Origin of the sequence: Microbacterium forte, from assembly GCF_031885415.1 — a bacterium.
Taxonomy (GTDB): Bacteria; Actinomycetota; Actinomycetes; order Actinomycetales; family Microbacteriaceae; genus Microbacterium; species Microbacterium forte.
In genome coordinates this window covers 3063613-3080863 of the sequence record NZ_CP116871.1, presented here as the reverse complement: position 1 = coordinate 3080863, position 17251 = coordinate 3063613, and the positions used below count along the sequence as shown (strand labels likewise).

General features: G+C 68.0%; 11 protein-coding genes and 1 tRNA gene. 4 read left to right on the top strand and 8 right to left on the bottom strand.

The window, feature by feature from the left end; all coding sequences use genetic code 11:
- Nucleotides 1-10: 10 nt before the first annotated feature.
- A complete protein-coding gene (locus OB895_RS14820) occupies nt 11-1864 on the bottom strand; it encodes a flavin-containing monooxygenase (RefSeq protein WP_079113537.1) in 1854 nt (617 codons plus the stop codon).
- 167 nt (nt 1865-2031) lie between these two features.
- Here OB895_RS14820 and OB895_RS14815 point away from each other — a divergent pair, with 167 nt between their 5' ends.
- Nucleotides 2032-2493 (top strand): MarR family winged helix-turn-helix transcriptional regulator, encoded by a 462-nt coding sequence (locus OB895_RS14815; RefSeq protein ID WP_079113538.1) that lies wholly within the window; start codon nt 2032-2034, stop codon nt 2491-2493.
- Nucleotides 2494-2550: 57 nt separating this feature from the next.
- Here OB895_RS14815 and OB895_RS14810 read toward each other — a convergent pair whose 3' ends face one another.
- Nucleotides 2551-5232 (bottom strand): family 78 glycoside hydrolase catalytic domain, encoded by a 2682-nt coding sequence (locus OB895_RS14810; RefSeq protein ID WP_228385579.1) that lies wholly within the window; start codon nt 5230-5232, stop codon nt 2551-2553.
- 1 nt (nt 5233) lies between these two features.
- Entirely contained in the window at nt 5234-6586 is a 1353-nt protein-coding gene (locus OB895_RS14805) for an MFS transporter (RefSeq protein WP_228385580.1), read from the bottom strand.
- Nucleotides 6587-6735: 149 nt separating this feature from the next.
- On the opposite strand from OB895_RS14805, the gene OB895_RS14800 reads away from it, so the two are divergent.
- Nucleotides 6736-7365 carry a TetR/AcrR family transcriptional regulator gene (locus OB895_RS14800; RefSeq protein ID WP_079114061.1) on the top strand — a complete coding sequence of 210 codons (630 nt, stop codon included), beginning with the start codon at nt 6736-6738 and terminating at the stop codon, nt 7363-7365.
- Nucleotides 7366-7492: 127 nt separating this feature from the next.
- Here the strand turns inward: OB895_RS14800 and OB895_RS14795 are convergent, their stop codons facing one another.
- Both OB895_RS14795 and OB895_RS14790 read right to left on the bottom strand, forming a co-directional pair.
- Nucleotides 7493-9925, bottom strand: a complete 2433-nt coding sequence (locus OB895_RS14795) for a glycoside hydrolase family 2 protein (RefSeq protein ID WP_079113540.1) — start codon at nt 9923-9925, stop codon at nt 7493-7495.
- Between the two features lie 52 nt (nt 9926-9977).
- Nucleotides 9978-11297 carry an MFS transporter gene (locus OB895_RS14790; RefSeq protein ID WP_311878001.1) on the bottom strand — a complete coding sequence of 440 codons (1320 nt, stop codon included), beginning with the start codon at nt 11295-11297 and terminating at the stop codon, nt 9978-9980.
- Between the two features lie 112 nt (nt 11298-11409).
- Between OB895_RS14790 and OB895_RS14785 the strand changes: the two genes are divergently transcribed.
- A complete protein-coding gene (locus tag OB895_RS14785) occupies nt 11410-12366 on the top strand; it encodes a LacI family DNA-binding transcriptional regulator (RefSeq protein ID WP_079113542.1) in 957 nt (318 codons plus the stop codon).
- A gap of 275 nt (nt 12367-12641) precedes the next feature.
- Here the strand turns inward: OB895_RS14785 and OB895_RS14780 are convergent.
- Nucleotides 12642-12732, bottom strand: a tRNA-Ser gene (locus tag OB895_RS14780).
- A gap of 125 nt (nt 12733-12857) precedes the next feature.
- On the opposite strand from OB895_RS14780, the gene OB895_RS14775 reads away from it, so the two are divergent.
- Nucleotides 12858-13634 carry a hypothetical protein gene (locus tag OB895_RS14775; RefSeq protein ID WP_079113543.1) on the top strand — a complete coding sequence of 259 codons (777 nt, stop codon included), beginning with the start codon at nt 12858-12860 and terminating at the stop codon, nt 13632-13634.
- Nucleotides 13635-13953: 319 nt separating this feature from the next.
- Here the strand turns inward: OB895_RS14775 and cydC are convergent, their stop codons facing one another.
- Both cydC and cydD read right to left on the bottom strand, forming a co-directional pair.
- Entirely contained in the window at nt 13954-15621 is a 1668-nt protein-coding gene (gene cydC / locus OB895_RS14770) for a thiol reductant ABC exporter subunit CydC (RefSeq protein WP_079113544.1), read from the bottom strand.
- Nucleotides 15618-17186 (bottom strand): thiol reductant ABC exporter subunit CydD, encoded by a 1569-nt coding sequence (gene cydD / locus OB895_RS14765; protein WP_376708840.1) that lies wholly within the window; start codon nt 17184-17186, stop codon nt 15618-15620. Before cydD ends, cydC begins: the two co-directional genes overlap by 4 nt.
- Nucleotides 17187-17251 lie beyond the last annotated feature (65 nt).

Below are 17251 nucleotides of genomic sequence, written 5' to 3'. Positions count from 1 at the left end.
ATCGGCACCCTCATGCGGGCACCCCGACCGCGGCCGTCACGCGGATGTGATCATCGGCATCCGAGACGACGAGAACGTCGGCCATGTCCCCGCTCCGCCACTCACGCAAAAGACGGTGGAAGACCACCGGCCCCGGCGAGAATGTAAGGCCGCCGATCGATCGGGATCCCTCGCCGTTGTAGTACCCGGGAGTGCACTGAGCTTGGAAGTCCGAGACGTCTCTCGCAGTCTCGGCCACGGTGCGGCACCACGCATCCTCCGCCTCCGCCGTGGGCTCGATACGGCGAGCCCCGACCTGCTCGGCGCGTGCGATGACCGCTCCGATGTGCGTCGCCTGCTCCTGGAGGATGTGCACGAAGTTCACCGAGTTCGCGTTCTGCATGGGGCCGAGCTGGAAGAGGTTGGGGAACCCGTGCGTGCTGAACCCGTGGAGCGTGCGCGGTCCGTACCCCCAGGCCTCGAGCAGCGAACGCCCGCCTCGACCGACGACGGGGAGCGTTCCCGAGACCACACCCGAAACGCCCACGTCGAATCCGGTGGCGAAGATGAGGCAGTCCACCTCGTACTCCGCGTCGCCGACCACGATCGACGTCTCGGTGAGCGCCGTGACACCGTGGGTGTCCGCCGTGTCGACGAGTACAACGTTCGACCGATTGAACGCCTGCAGGTAGAGATCGCTGAACCCGGGCCTCTTGCACATGTACCGGTACCAGGGCTTCAGCACCTCCGCGGTGGCCGGATCCTCGACGATCTCGTCGACACGCGCTCGGATCCTGTCCATCGTCGCGGCGTCTTCCAGCTCCTCGCGATGCTGCCGCTCCTCCTCGGAGACGCCCTCGTCGACGGCACCGGAGAGGATGCTGCGCTGCAGCGCGTGCGTCGCCGTCCACCCGTCCTGCACGAGCGATTCCTCGACCTCCCCCGCGAGCACGGCGAGGAAGTTGTCCATCCGCTCGCGCTGCCATCCGGGCGCGAGGGATGCCGCCCACTCCGGATCGGTCGGGCGGTTGTCCCTCACGTCGACCGTCGACGGCGTGCGCTGGAAGACGAGCAGCTGCTTCGCGTGCTCGGCGAGGTGCGGGATCACCTGCAGCCCGGTCGCTCCCGTGCCGACAGCCGCAACCCGCTTGTCTGCCAGACCGGAGAGATCGCCGTCCGGCGATCCGCCGGTGTATCCGTAGTCCCAACGGCTCGTGTGGAACGTGTGGCCGGCGAAGCGCTCGATGCCCGGGATGCCCGGAAGCTTCGGCTGCGTCAGGGTTCCCGACGAGGTGATGACGTAGCGGGCACGGAAGACGTCACCCCGGTCCGTCTCGACCTGCCACTCCGACGCGCCCTCGTCCCACGTGAGACCCGTCGCGCGGGTGTGCCCGACGAAGTCGCGCCGCAGGTCGTAGTGCTCGGCGATGCGCACGGCATGCTGGCGGATCTCCTCCCCCGTCGAGTAGCGCTCGGTGGGCACGTATCCCGTCTCTTCCAGGAGGGGCATGTAGACGTACGACTCGATGTCGCAGCGGATGCCGGGATAACGGTTCCAATACCAGGTGCCACCCACGTCTCCCGCCTCGTCCATCAGGCGGATCGACGAGAGTCCCGTGTCGCGCAGACCTGCCCCCGCGAGCAGCCCGCCGAATCCGGCGCCGATGATCAGCGCGTCCACGCGATCGTGCAGCGGCTCCCGCTCGACACGCACCGTGTAGGGATCCTTCGCGTAGTAGCCGTACTCGCCCAGCGCCGAGCGGTACTGCGTCGCGCCGTCCGGGCGGATCCTCCGATCGCGCTCGTACGCATACTTCTCTCGGATCTCCTGCAGGGAGCGCTCCCGCTCCTGCCCACTCCGGGTCTGCTGCACCTGATACGCCATCGTTCCACCCTCCTGTCTTCGGGGGTGCGGGCACAGGAGGCCGACGTCGGGGATGGCGCACGAGCCTGGGCCCGACACGACCCCGGATCGGTTCCTTCGACAAAAGGTTAGCTTGAAGCTAAGTAAATCTCACTGGGAAGACGCTATGAAGGCACTACGGTACAGACGTGGGAGACGAACTGAGACGAACCGCCGCGCTCGAGAACATCGATGCGCTCACCCTCGCGATCTCGGTGCGTTCGCTCCCCCGCATGGTGGGATCCCTGCTCAGCACCCAGCTGACGATCCAGCAGCTCAAGGTGCTGACGGCGATCGTCGTGTCCGAGCAGAGCAGCGCGAGCGAGCTGGCCTCGACCTTCGAGGTGTCCCTCGCGACGATGTCGAAGCTGATCGAACGTCTCGTCGAGCAGGGACTCGTCGAGAGGATGACGGATGCCGACGATCACCGAGTCCGCCGGCTGCATCCCACCCTGCTCGGTCGCGACGTGATCGGGAAGATCATGGCGGCACGCCCGGAGATGGGTGCCGACATCCTCGACGGCCTCTCCCTCGACGAACTCGAATCGCTGGCCGTCGGCCTGCGAGCCATCAGCCGCGAGCTGCATGCCGCGAGTTCCGACGGCCGCTGAGGCGGCGGGTGCGCAGCCCTGGATCTGCGCACCCGTCGCCATACACAGCCGTCGCACTCAGCGGACGGCGAGACGCCCGAGACCGGTGAACGCTCCGGGGGGCGCGGTGCGCGTCGAGCCGTCGGGGAAGACAACCGTCGCGCTCGCCCCGGCCGGGATCTCCGCGTCGATCCGGAGTTCGTCACCCTCGATCCGCCACTCGACGCGGATCCGCCCTCGCGGAGTGTCGAGATGCCCGGTCGCCCAGGTGAGTCCGCCGCCCGGGATGGGGGCGATCGTGAACGACTGCCAAGCGATCGAATCCGGGTCCTGACGAAGACCGAGGGTGTGGGTGTGCAGGAAGCGGATGACCGCGCCCTTGCTGTAGTGGTTCAGCGATTCGTGGGCAGCGCCGTCGTCGTCTATGCCTTCCCAGTCCTCCCAGATCGTGGTCGCACCCTTGTTGATCATGTGCAGCCACGACGGTGCGCTCCGCTGGAACAGCAGCTCGTAGGCGACGCCGGCATGGCCGGTGTCGGCGAGCACGGGCAGCAGGTCGCCGGTGGCGAGGAATCCGGTGCCGAGATGGGTGCCGGCAGCGCGGATGAGGTCGACGAGCCGCTCCGCCGCCGCAGCGCGCTGCGACTCCGGGATGAGGCCGAAGGTCAGCGCCCGCACGTAGGCGGCCTGCGTGTCCTGCACTGTGCGTCCGTCGCCGGCGAGGAACTCGGTGCGCCAGGCGTCGAGGATGCGGTCGGCCAGCACGGCGTACCGCTCGGCGTCCTCGTCCCGCCCGAGCACCGTCGCCGCGTCCGCGAGGATCCGCGTCGAACGGTAGAGGTAGGCCGTGCCGACCTCTCCCTTGTCGGCCATGAACCAGGCCATGGGGTTGGACTTAATCGGGTCGAGGCGCGAGCCGTCCTCCGCCTTGGGGACGGGCTCGGTCCACTCCCCCCAATGGAAGGTGCCGTCCCACACATATTCCTCGTGCGACTGCGGCTCCCCCGACCGCTCCACGCGGGAATGATGCCTGGTCGTGCGCGCAGCCCCGAGGGCCCACTCGACCCAGCGGACCATCGCGCCCCAGTTCTCCTCCAGGACCAGGGAGTCGCCGTACGCGGTGTACATCTCCCACGGCACGAAGGTGATCGCGTCGCCCCACCCGGAGGATCCGGTCATCATCGCGAACTGATCGTCGAGCTTCTGCTTGATGCGCCGCCCATCGGGCGAGAAGTTCGCGATCCGCCCGTCATCGAGCTGATCATCGCGCACCGACTGCAGCCACTTGCGAGTGAAGCCGAGCACGTCGTACAGCCGCGCCGCCGTGGGAGCGAAGACCTGGTAGTCGCCCGTCCACGCCAGGCGCTCGCGCGTCGGGCAGTCGGTCGGCACGTCCACCGCGTTGCCGCGGAAGCTCCAGTCGGCGATCTCGTGCAGGCGGTTGAGCGAGGGATCACTCGACCCGAACGATGCGGTGCGGCGGAGGTCCGTCTGCACGATGCGCATCTGCGCCGTGGACGCCTCGAAGGGCGAGCCTTCGCGCGTGATCCGTGCGTACTGGAACCCGTGCACCGTGTGGCGCGGCTCGAAGACCTCGCCTCCTCCGGCGGATACCACCTCGTCGTGCTGGACGAACACGACGGACGGTTCGCCCGGCTTGGTCGAGTCGAGGTGTGAGGTGTCGAGATCGCCATCCTGACCGACGTGCTCGCCGTAGTCGATCACCGTGCGTGTGCCGGCGGGGCCGAGGTCCGTCAGCCGGATCCATCCCGAGGCGTTCTGACCGAAGTCGAGCACCCAGGTGTCTTCTGCGATTCGGTTCGCATTCACCGCGTCGCGCGTCTCGACCACGCGCACCGGCGGGGCGGGCGACCAGGAGATGGGCGGCCCCTCGACCGCGCCGACGATCACGGGCACCGCGGATCCGCTCTCCGCGCGGAAGTCGGTCGTCTGCCCGTCCATCAGGTCGGCCCGGACGATCGTCGACTGAGCGCTGGTCCATTCGCCGTCGGTGCGGATCACACGCCGCGATCCGTCGGCGAGTTCGAGGTGCAGTTCCGCCCGAGCCGCGAGCGTCGTACCCCATCCCGCCGGCAGGCGGAAGGCACCGACCTGACCTCGATACCAGCCGTCGGAGAGCTCGATCTCGAGTGCGTTGCGACCGCCCTGGAGCAGGGAGGTCACATCGGCCGCCTGCGCGTAGACCGTGCGGTCGTACGACGTGGAACCCGGAGCGAGCTCGGCGGTGCCGACCCGCTGTCCGTTGACCCTGGCCTCGTAGACCCCGAGCGCCGTCGAGTAGAGACGAGCCGCGACGACGTCGTCCGCCTCGAACGCGCGGGACAGTGTGTGGGCGCCGCGAGCTCCGTAGCCAGGGTCATCGTGCTCGACCGGGCTGATCCACTCCGCCGACCAGTCGGCGTCGAGCAGACCGCACTCTAAGGTCGACCAGTCGGACCACTCCGACGGGGCGTCCCCGGCTTGCACCCGCGCCCGCCACCGCACGCGCTGCCCACTCGTCAGCGGAACCCAGGGCCACTCGACGAAGAGATGAGAGCCGGCATCGAGCGGCACGCGCGCCCGGCTCTCGCCGTCGACGATCGCCTCGAGCTCGAAACCGTTCGATGTCTCCGCCTCGACGGGCACGGTGAACGACAGTCGCGGTGTGGCTTCCGACACGGTGAAGTCGTCTCCGCCGCTGTCGATCCGCAGGTCGTACGGTGCAGCAGGCACGGATGCCGCGGTCGACTCGAGCATCATCTCAACGCACTCCCTTGACCTTGAACATGATGATCAGACCACCGATGAGAGCGAACACCGCGCCGATGAGGTACAGCAGCGTGTAGTTCTTCTCCGCGCCGACGGCACCGATCGTGATGATGAGCGGCGCGATCAGCGGGGCGATCGCACTGGGGATCTTCTGCGCGAAGGCGACGACGGCCATGTATCGACCGGACTCGGCGCGGTCGGGGATGATCGCGTAGACGATGGCCTGATCCACTGTGGCGAACACGGCGATCGCGAGCTGCATGAGCACGGCGCCGATGATCAGCTGCGGCAGCGACCAGGCGAACGCCTCGGCGAGCGCGCCTCCGATGAAGATGAATGCGGCCGCGAGCACGAACAGACGGCGGCGCTTGAGCTTGTCCGAGAGGAAGCCGCCGAGCAGTGCGCCGCCGGCAGCGGCGACGACCCCGAGCATCCCGACGGTGGCGACGACACCGGCCACCTCGCGCACCGGCAGGTCGAGACGCTGGGCGTAGAAGAACGTGCCGAACGTGGTGTTGAAGTACAGACCGATGAAGAACACCATCCGGCCGACCCAGTTCCAGGCGAAGTCCGGGTACTTGCGGGCGTTGAAGCCGTAGCCGGCGATGACCTTCTTGAGAGTCACCGTCGAGTCGACGACGAGATCCTTCGAGCTGCCTTCCCTCTTGAACGTCGGGAGCAGCACGAGCAGGACGACACCGATCACCGCGGGGACGAAGAACACGAGGAAGGTGCTGTACGACACGGCGTAGGCGATGCCGATACCGAGCACCGGCGCCACCTGCGTCATGAGCCCTGTGAGCGCCGACACCTTGCCGCGCTGTTCTTCGGGGAGCTTGTCGGCCTGCAGCGTCTGGATGGCGGCGCCCGCGGTCGACCATCCGGTCATCGCGACCACCCAGCCTGCACCCACGAGGAGGAGGTTCGGGGCGAAGCCGATGATGACCGCTCCGACGAGGCCGAGGGCAGCGCCGAGGAACAGGAACGGCGTGCGTCGACCGAAGCGCGACCGGGTGCGGTCGCTCCAGATGCCGATCATGGGGCTCAGCACCAGGAAGATCAGCTGCGCGGTTCCGGTGACGTAACCGAGCACCTCCTCATGCCCGGGGGCGAGCTCGGTGATGCGCAGTGCCAGGCCGTACGCGAGCGGCACCATCATCGCGATGGATGCACCGAAGTTGGCCAGCATCAGCCAGAAGATGTAGCCGCCACTGACCTTGGCCGTCGGCTCGGAGCCGACGACGGTCGTCTCGAGCGGGGTGCCGTCCGGGGTGTTCCCGCCTACCGGCTGGGCCGCGGCGATCGAGTCGATCGTGTCGCTGCGGTCGTATTCACTCTTGGTCACCTGGACTCCTTCATCGTTCAGTGATCCGCGGCGCCCGTCGATGGGCGTCCTTCGCGAGATGTGGTCGAAATCCGTTTGGCAACCGATTGTCGATCCTGAGCGATAGTAACCACTTTGGTTACAGAAGGCAAAAGTGAGAAAGTGGACACATGACGTCACCGCCGACCGCAACGCCATCACCTCGCCGACGAGGCAAGAGCGCATCCACACCGGCGAGACGGGCCGAGATCGTCGAAGCGGCACTCGCCAGCTTCGCTGAACACGGTTATGAGCGGGCGTCTCTCCGTGACATCGCCAGCAGGGCCGGACTCACCCATGCCGCCCTGTTGCGGCACTTCTCCGGAAAAGAGGAACTCCTCCCCGCCGCGCTCGCGCAGCGCGAGGAGCACGAGGAAGACCTCGCCTCACGCATCATGACCGCGAACGTTCCAGGTGAGCAGATCCTGAGTGCGGTACTCGCCGACGAGTTCTCGAACTCGGAGTTCCAGCGCAACTGGCTCGCCCTCGCCGTCGCCGCGACGAACCCGGAGCACCCTGCACACGAGTTCTTCCTCGGCCGCCGCGAACGCATGCGGTCGCGCTTCACAGACGGCCCCCTGCCCACCAGCGACAGCGAGCTCCTCACGGCCGACGAGAAGGTGACGCTCGTGCTCGCGATGGTCGACGGACTGCGCATCCAGGCTCTGCTCGATCCTTCCCGCGACGCCCTCGGCCTGCTCACCACGTTCATGCGGCTGGTGGCCGCTCAGCCTCCAGCCGCCGCTTCCTCGCTATCGTGAGGTTCTGCCGACGCGCCGGACGACTCGATGGAGAGCTGCGGCGGTGTGAGCATCACCGCTTCGAGAGGGTCAACTCGCCCACCCCGTCCTGGGTGGCGGTCGGCTCCTCCGCCGACCGCCACCCCGGTCAGCGCGCTACGAGATCCACCTGCTGCGCGTCGAGACCCGCCGCGGTGGCGCGAACGGTGATCGATCCTGGACCGATCGGACGGATGATCGCCAACGCCCGTCCGTCATAGGTGGTGCGGGTCACGGCCCTGAACTCTTCGATCGAGTCCGGCTGCGCGTTCGCGAATGCCGCGAGGACCGCCGGCCCCTCGATCTCCACCGAGACGACGGCAGCGGCGTCGGTCGCCAGGGTTCCTCCGCGATCGGCGAGCTCGATGGCTATGTACGCGAGATCGGAACCGTCGGCGCGCAGGTCTGCACGATCGGCAGCGAGAGCGAGACGGACGTCGTCTTGGCGCGTGCGCAGACTGCTGACGCCGACATCCTGCCCATCTCGAATGGCGATCGCCGTGAGCTCCCCTGGGCGATACTCGGTCTCGAACCTTGCGATGAAGGCTTTGTGCACGCCTACCTGCGCACGGCCGACCGTGATTCCGTCGCGCTGGAGTACGATCTCCTCCGCATCGCTGTACACATCGACCACGACCGGGAATCCGGCGGGCACGTCCCAGCTCCAGCTGCTGACGACATCGTCCCAGGACCAACCGCCGATGAACACCTCACGGTCGTGGTTCTCAGGACGATGAACCGCGATGTACGGCTCGCTTCGCAGCCCCCAGACCGTCTCTCGCCAGAACGAGATGGGGCGCCTGTTCCCGAGGATGTCGATGGTTCCGGACTGGGCGAGAAGCCAAGGAAAGGGCGAGCTCGGCCCTTGCGGCGCATCGGGGTCATCCGCGTAGATCGCTCTCCCGAGACCCGCCTCGCCGATATAGTCCCAGGCCGTCCATGCGAAGTCCCCGATCACGGTCGGGTGCTGCTCGACGAGCGGCCAGATCCTGTCGAGAGCGCGGGGGTAGGTCTCAGACCCGACCACGATCCGGTTGGGGTGCCGCTCCGCGTCGATGACATAGCGAGCTTCGGCGTAGTTGACACCGCTGACATCGAGCTGGGACTGCGCCTCCTCGATTCGCTCGGAGACCAGCTCTGATGCACCGAGAGTGTTCCCCATGTCCTCCATCGAAGCCATGAATGCGTTGACGCTCGTCGAGGCGGTATCACCGTCGCCCGAGGCGGCATGTGCTGCAAGGACGTCGATTGCCGAGACCATGCCATTGATGGCGTTCGTGACGAGCCGGGTGCTGTCGAGAGAACGGACCTTCTCGGCGAGAGCGCGACCCCAGGTGGATCCGATCGGACTGCCGGTCTCGAAGATCTCGTTGCCGATCGAGTACATGATGACGCTCGGGTGGTTGAAGTCCTTCGCGACCATCGATTCGACATCCCGTTCCCACCACTCGGGGAAATCGAGCGAGTAGTCGAACGCTGTCTTGGTCTTCGTCCACACGTCGGAGGTCTCGTCCCAGACGAGGAGGCCGTGGCGATCGCAGGCGTCGAGGAACGCACGGCTGATGCTGTTGTGAGAGCTGCGGATCGCGTTGTAGCCAGCGGCCTTGAGCAGCTCGACGCGGCGTTCTTCTGCGCGCGGGTGTGCGGCGCTGCCGAGCGGCCCGTTGTCGTGATGAATGCACCCCCCGCGGAGCTTCACAGAGCGCCCGTTGATCCGCAGTCCGTGAATGGGGTCGACGGTCACGGAACGGATGCCGAACACCGACTCGTCCTCATCGAGAACTGCGCCCCTCTCATGAATCCGGGTGCGCGCGACATGAAGGCGAGGACCGTCGACGTCCCACAGCACCGGCTCCGCGAGGTAGTGGCGCAGGTGCACCAGCCCCGTCGTGCCGGGAAGCACGGTGAGGGGTGCCGTCTGCAGGCTGAGCAGATCACCGGAATCGCCGTGGATCTCCGTCTCCACCCGCACGGTGCGGGTGTGGCGGGTCTTGTTGACGACCTCGACGGTCGTGACCACGGATGCGAGGTCGGGGTCGATCACAGGAGTGGTGATCCGCACGCCGTCGAGCGGGATGTGCACAGGGGCGGTGGCGACGAGCCAGACGTCGCGATACAAGCCGGCCCCGGTGTACCAGCGGCTGTCTTCGTGAGTGCGGACCTCCACGCTGATCGTGTTCGACTCGCCGAAACGGAGAAAAGGATCGAGCGAGACGGCGAAACCTGCATACCCGTTCGGGCGCTGGGCGGCAAAGTCGCCGTTGACGTAGACGACGGCGTCGCGATATGCCCCTTCGATATCGAGGACCACGCTTTTGTCACGCCACTCTGCGGGCACGTCGAAGGTCTTGCTGTATTCCAGATGTGCACTGGGGTGATACCCGGTGTGGCTTCCGTTGGGGCTGCTCGCCGAACGCGGCATATCGCGGAGACCGTCGTGCGGCAGGGTCACCGCCGTCTTGGCAGCCCCACCGGTGAAGGCGTCGAAGATCGAGCCCTTGGGCCCGACGGTCCAGTCGTTGTTGAAGGGTGTGCGTATCATGCCGGTGCTTTCTGATTGTGTGCCAGGGATTGAGAAGAGCGCGTGTCGGTCGTCACCGGGCACCCTTGATGAAGCGGACGCTGATCGCCCCGAGGATCACGGCGACGATGGTCACGATGAACAGCGGCTGATAGAGCCCTGTCGCGGCGACGAGCGCCCCGGCGAGGGCAGGGGCGATCACCTGCGGTCCCGCGTTGGCGACGTTCATCACGCCCAGGTCGCGTGCGGCGTTGTTCATGTTCGGCAGAACGCGCGTGATCAGGGCCTGGTCGACTGCGAGGTACACACCGAACGCGACACCAAGGATCCCGCTCGCGACGAACGCGCCGGTCAGCGTGGGAGCCAGGAGGTAGACGAGTGCGCCCGGTGCGAAGAGCAGGCTCGACAGCGCGACGAACACCCGGACTCGTCCGAATCGGTCCGACAGCCACCCGCCGACGATCGAGAACACCAGCAAAGCGAGGGTGCTCACACCCTGGACGGCGACGAGAACCGCGGCCGCCTCGGTGACCGTGCCGACGCCGATGTAGTCGGCAAGGATGTAGAGCTGCATGCCGGACATGAAGTTGTACCCGAAGACGATGAGGAACCGCCCGACGAATGTCCACCAGAAGTCCGGTGCGCTGCGGAAGCTGGGGAAACGGGAGGCGGCGCGACGCTCCGCCTTGGATGCACCGGAGCCCGCGAGGGACGGCACGTAATCCTTGGTCGTGAGCGCGAAGATGGTTCCGAAGACGAGCATGACGGCGGCGATGCCTACATATCCGACGAACAGACTCGTCGTCAGGCCGGCGATCGCGATACCGCCGAAGGCGCCGAGGATCGAAGAGGCGCCGACCAGCCCCGACATGGTGCCGCGATTGCGGACGGGCACGCGCTCGGGCAGCACGGCGGTCAGCGCGGCCTGCAACCCGCTGAGGGGCCACATTGCGATCGCCCAGGTGATGGCGAGCACAACCGGGCTCGGGCTGCTGGCCGTCACCAGTAGGGCGATGGTCGCAGCGATGGCGGATCCGAGAATCCAGATGTTGCGACGCCCCAGGAAGCGGCTGCTCGTCTTGTCGGAGAGCAGTCCGAGAAGCGGCTGCGCGACCAGACTCGAGATGGCCCCTGCGCTGATCACGAGACCCAGCACGCCTGCCGCCGCGGTCGTCTCCCCGAGGAGCTCCGCGACCTGTCTGCCCAGCATGACCTGGAGCACTCCACCCCACACGACGTTGACGCTGATCAGTGCAAGGGGGTAGATGACCCACAGCCACCGGCTCATCCGCTGCGGGCCTTCCGACGGCTCGAGGAGGGCATCGGGGCGGACGGCAGCTCCGGGAACGGTTGCTTCGAAGGGGCCGGTTTCCGGATGGATGTTGCTGGTCATTTGATCTCCACGTCATTGTGAGGGACTGCGCTAACGCGCGTTATCACCGAGTGAACACCATCTGATTACGCGCGTCAACTAGACTGGTGCAGACGACACCGGAGGGGCCCCGATGACAGTGACCAGCGACGACGTCGCGCGCGCAGCGGGGGTCTCCCGCCCCGCTGTCAGTCAGATCCTCAACGGTCGCGGTCGCTTCTCAGCGGATACCATCCGACGGGTCGAGGAGACCGCCGCGGCCATGAACTATCACCCCTCGGCGGCGGCTCGCACTCTCGCGACAGGCACGAGCGATGTCGTCATCGCCCTGGTCCCGAACACCACCTTCGGCACCAACCTGCAGGACTTCGTCGACTTTCTCACCGAAGAGCTCGCTCGCGCGGGACTGATCCTCGTGCTGCGCTTCGCAAGCTCGCCGGTGGAGCTGCTCGAGCACTTCATCACCACCGTGCGACCGCGCGCCGTCATCGCGCCGTTCGTCGCTCCCACAGCCGCGGAGCGTGAATCCATCGATGCCGCCGGAATCACCCTCATCGACCTGCACGCGGAGGGCGGTCGCGATGAGAACCACCGCATCGGCCAGCTCCAGGGCGAGTACCTGGCATCGAAAGGACACAGGCACCTCGTCTACGCGCACCTCCGAGATGCCCGCCTCGATGTCTTCGGCGACGCTCGGGAACAGGGGCTCGCCGACTACTGCCTCGCGCACGGAATCGACGCGCCGACGTCGATCCGGCTTCCGCTCGAGCTCGACGAGGCGGTCTCCCTGCTTCGGACTCTGCCTCTCGGAACAGCCATCGCCTGCTACAACGACGACGTGGCCATCGCCCTTCTCGGCGCAGCGCGCGAACTCGGCCGTCGGGTTCCCGAAGATGTCGCGCTGATGGGCATGGACGCGACGCGGATCGGGACGCTCGTGGCGCCACGCCTCACCACGATCAAGGTCGAGGCAGCGCCCGCCATGGACAGAATGATCCGGGACGTCGTGAGCCGAGTCTCCGGATCCGCTCGTCCTGCCCGCCCGACCGACCCAGTCGTCCTCACCGTCGTACCGGGGGACTCCGCCTGACGCCGAGGGACGGCTCTTCTGCACGCGGCCGACGTCGCCGAAGATCTCGGCTTCGGAGACGAGATCGATCGTGACCTCGGCCGGCACGGCATCAGCAATGCGCTGTTCCTGTACCTCCGCGATCCGTATCAGCATCGGATCAAGCTGTTCACCACTCGATCAGCCGTCTGAGCGTGCGCAGCAAGACGGCCATCGCTGGGTTACCGCTGCCAGCACTCCGCACATGACGAAGGCCCCGCAATCCCTGTGCTTCCAGGGAGTCGGGGCCTTCGTGGTGGCGGTGACGGTGGGATTTGAACCCACGGTAGGGGGTTACCCTACACAACTTTTCGAGAGTTGCACCTTCGGCCGCTCGGACACGTCACCGCGGACTAGCTTACGACAACCCGGGCCACGGCGCGAATCGACGGGGTTTTCCCCGGCCGCGCCTCGGTCGGCCGCCATCTCCCCTGGTTAGGATGGCCTAAGGAATCAGGCACGGAGGGGACGCAATGGGCTTCATCAGGTCAGAGGCGCTGGCAGAGACCGGCTACGTCGTGCTCGACGACCACGACCAGGCATCCGACCCCGCCGAGTGGCTCGATCTCGAGTACATCGGGTGGCGCTCGTCGGGCGTCACGCGCTTCGCCCCGCTCGCGAGCTATGCCGGCGCGATCGAATGCAACGGATTCTGGAACCACACCCCTCCTCGCACCGATAGAGACGGCGTGTGGGTCGAGTCGCAGGTCGCTATCGCGCCGACCCTGCAGCGCCGCGCCCTCGAACCCGGTGCCGGAGTCGGCCGCTGCCGCGTCATCGAGCTGCAGCCCAACGAATACGCCGACGCCGTCTACAACCTGCACCAGGACGACAACAACCGCCTCAACGAAGACGGCACCGGCTGGGTCGTGCGCGGCTACTACAACCTCTCCGACGACACCGACTCGCTGCTGCTCCTGCGCTCCGATCGGTTCGACCCGGCGACCGAGATCCGCCTGCCGCTGCGCGAGGGCTCGCGCATCATCGTCGACACGCAGCGCTTCTGGCATGCGGTCTGGCACCGCGGCACGACTCCGCGCTACGCCCTGATCACGTCGTGGACGTCCGGCCCCGAGCTCGATGCCTACATCGAGGCGAACCACGGCGACCCGCACCCCGCGACGGTCGAGCTCGACCCGCAGCTCGTCGACGACGCGCAGGTCGAGCTGCACCGCCGCATCGAAGAGCGCCGCCGCGTCTTCGAAGCCCAGGGCATCGTGATGGAGCCCCGGGCCGACCTGAGCATCTGACGGGGACGCTCACCGCGTTTCGTCTCGTCGCTGCGCTCCTCGCTCACCGACCGAGCCGCACCGTCACACCGGGGACCGTCCACACGTACCGATCGCAGGACCGAGGCACATCTGCAGGATCAGAGGCCGGGTCTCGAGAGGGCATCCGTGCCTGCGTCCTGCACACGGACACGAGGTACGGAGATCGTCACCGCGCCAGCGAGCACACCTTGGGATGCAGAGACCGACACACCGCACGAGACGACGGATGCCACGGCGCCGCGCCCGTCATGCGACGCTGTGCCCGCGGGCCGCCCCCGCGGACACGGATGACCGCCGGCTACCCCGATACGGTGCGCCCCTCTTCCAGCCTGACGACCCGGTCGACGGTTCCGGCCGGAGGGGCGACGTGCGAGATCAGCAGCACCGACTGCTCCCCCGCCGCCTGCAGCAGATCGCGCAGCAGGGCATCGGATGCGTCGGGATCGACCCCCGCGGTCGGCTCGTCGAGCACGAGCACCGGGAATCCCCGCAGGAGCGCTCGAGCCAGGGCGATGCGCTGCGCCTGACCGCCCGACACGAGGCCGCCCCGGTCGCCGACCCGTGCATCCAGTCCCCCGCGCTCTCGCACCCACGGCCCGAGTCCGACCCGGTCGAGCACGGCGAGCAGCTCATCATCGGTCGCATCGTCGCGGGCGAACAGCAGGTTCTGCCGGATGTCCTCGTCGAACAGCTGCGGACTCTGCTCGCACAGCCCGATCGTGCGGCGGAGCGCGGGACCCGACAGCGCCGCAGCATCCATGCCACCCACGGAATACTCGCCCTCGACCCGCAGGAATCCGACGAGCGCGGCAGCCAGAGAGCTCTTGCCCGCCCCACTCGGCCCCGACACGAGCACGCGCTCGCCCGGACGCAGATCGAGATCCACTCCACGCAACGCCGGTGCCCCACCGGGCCACCACGCCCGCACGCCCCGCAGCCGCAGCGCCGGGACGCCGTCGATCTCGGCGTCCTCGCCGTCGTCCGACCGCAGTTCGCCCGGCACCGCGGAGGGCAGCACGTCGACGATGCGCTCGGCACTCGACCGCACGCTCCGCCAGGATGCCGCCGCGATCGGCACCGCGCCGAAGACCTCGAACACGACCATGGGCACCAGCACAGCGACAGCCAACCAGGGCCCGTCGATCGCACCGGTCTGCAGACCCGGCGCGGCCACCGCCAGTGCCCACACCGATGCAGCACCCGCCACCGCAGACACGACCCCGGCGGCGATCGCCTGCGCGAGCGAGGCGGTGCTCACGGCGCGACGCAGCTCGGCATCCGCCTGTCGCACGCGCTCGCGGGCCTGCGGCTCAGCTCCATAGGCGAGCAGCACGTCGAGCGAGCCGAAGTAGTCGATGAGCGCGGCGGACAGATCTCCGCGGCGACTCGACACGGCTGCCTCGGCGCGGGAGCCGAGCAACCAGCCGAGACCGATCGCCGCAGCGGCAGCGATGACCAGACATGCTGCGAGGGTGAGAGCCGCGGGCACCGAGACGAACGCGAGGAATCCGACGGCGCCGAGCGCCACGAGCCCCGACACGGCCAGCGGCTGCACCACCCGCAACGGCAGGTTCTGCAGGTTCTCGACATCGTCGACCAGGGCCGACAGCACCCGGCCGTGGTCGGTGCGCCCGAGCCCCGCAGGCGACAGCGGAGTCAGCCGCCGCACCATGTCGGCGCGGGTCGACGCGAGCTGACGCAGCGCCGCATCGTGTCCGCTCAGACGCTCGAGGTAGCGCGTCACGGCCCGCGACACCGCGAAGAACCGCACGCCGACCACAGCGATCGACAGCGGCACGAGCGAGTCCACGATCGACGCGCTGACGATCAGCCAGCCGCTGACCGCGAGCAGGCTCACGGCAGCACCAGCCGAGAGGAAGCCCCAGATCAGGCCGGGGAGGAAGCGACGAACAGGCGGCTGCGCCAGGCGAAGGATGCCGCGGATGCGAGCGGAGTCGGCGCTCATGCGCTCACCCCCAGCTCCACGACGTGGTCGGAGATGACTCTCGCCGATCGGCGGTGCGAGACGAGCAGCACCGTCGCGCCGGCATCCGCGCGCGCACGCAGCGACGCCCAGAGCCGCGCTTCGGTCTCGGGATCCAGCGCGCTGGACGGCTCGTCGAGCGCCAGCACCGCGTCGGGGCGACCGGCCTGCCGATACAGCGCCCGTGCGACCGCGACCCGCTGCGCCTGGCCACCCGACAGCCCGCTGCCCTGCACGCCGAGGTCGAACGTCGGATCCAGTTCCTGCGCGCACGCATCGTCGAGTGCGCGGCGGATGCGGTCGGCATCCGGGTCCGCATCCCCCAGCGCCACGTTCGCCGCGATCGTGCCTCGGCTCAGCTGAGGGCGCTGCCCGCTCCACGCCAGCCACTCCGACGGCGCGAGCTCGCGCACATCGACACCGCCGATCGCAGCCGAACCCTCGAACTCGACCGCACCGCGCAGAGCCGCGAGCAGACTCGACTTGCCCGCGCCGCTCGGTCCTTCGATCAGCGTGATGGTTCCAGGAACGGCTGTGAACGAGACCGGCGGCAGATCGCGCACGCGCAGATCCGAGACGACGAGGTCTCGCGCGTTACCCGTTCGCAATTCAGCATGAACACGGCCGAAACCAGCGCTCAGCTCTTCTTCCGGCACCGTGCCACGGTTCCGTGCTGAATTGTGAACGCCGACGACGCGAGCCTCGGCCGCGTCGAGCACCTCGAACACGTCTTCCGTCGCCGCGACCCCCTCGGACGCGGCATGGAACTGCACGCCGACCTGGCGGATCGGCAGGAAGGCCTCGGGGGCGAGCAGCAGCACGAACAGCCCGACCTCGAGCGACAGGTCGCCGGACAGCAGCCGGAATCCGACGGCCACCGCGATGAGCGCCACGGCGAGTGACGCCAGCAGCTCCATCGCGAAACCGGACAGGAACGAGAACCGCAGCACCTTCATGGTCTCGCGGCGGTACTCGTCGGCCGTGGCCTCGATCTGGGCGGCGGCCCGCCGCTCGCGACCGAACAGGCGCAGCGTCGAGAGACCCTGCACCGTGTCGGCGAACCGGGCCGCGAGTCGCTGCAGCGTCTGCCACTGCGTGCGCTGCACCGTGCGGGTCGCGATGCCGATCAGGATCAGGAAGAGCGGGATCAGCGGGAGCGTGATGATCGCGGTGAGTCCGCTCGGCCAGTCCTGCCACCACATGACCGCCACCAGCACCGGCGTCGCGATGACCGTGAGCACCAGCTGCGGGATGTATCGCGCGAAGTACGCGTCGAGTGCCTCGAGCCCATGCCCCGCCGTGACGGCGAGCCCCGCCTGATTGCGCTGCGCGAGCCAGCCCGGTCCGAGCCGGCCGACCGCGGCGATCAGCGCAGCGCGCAGCTGCATGCCCGTCTTCGCCGCGGCACGGGTGCCGGCGGCATCCGAGGCGGCGATCAGCACGCCCCGCAGCGCTGCCAAGCCGAGCAGCCACAGGAGAGATGCCGTGACATCGCGCCCCGCGAGCACGCCGGTGACGGCCTGCGTCAGCATCCACGCGAACGCCACCGTGACCGCCGTCTGCACGACCCCGATCGCGCCCGACAGCAGTAGGAATCCGCGCGCGGCACTCG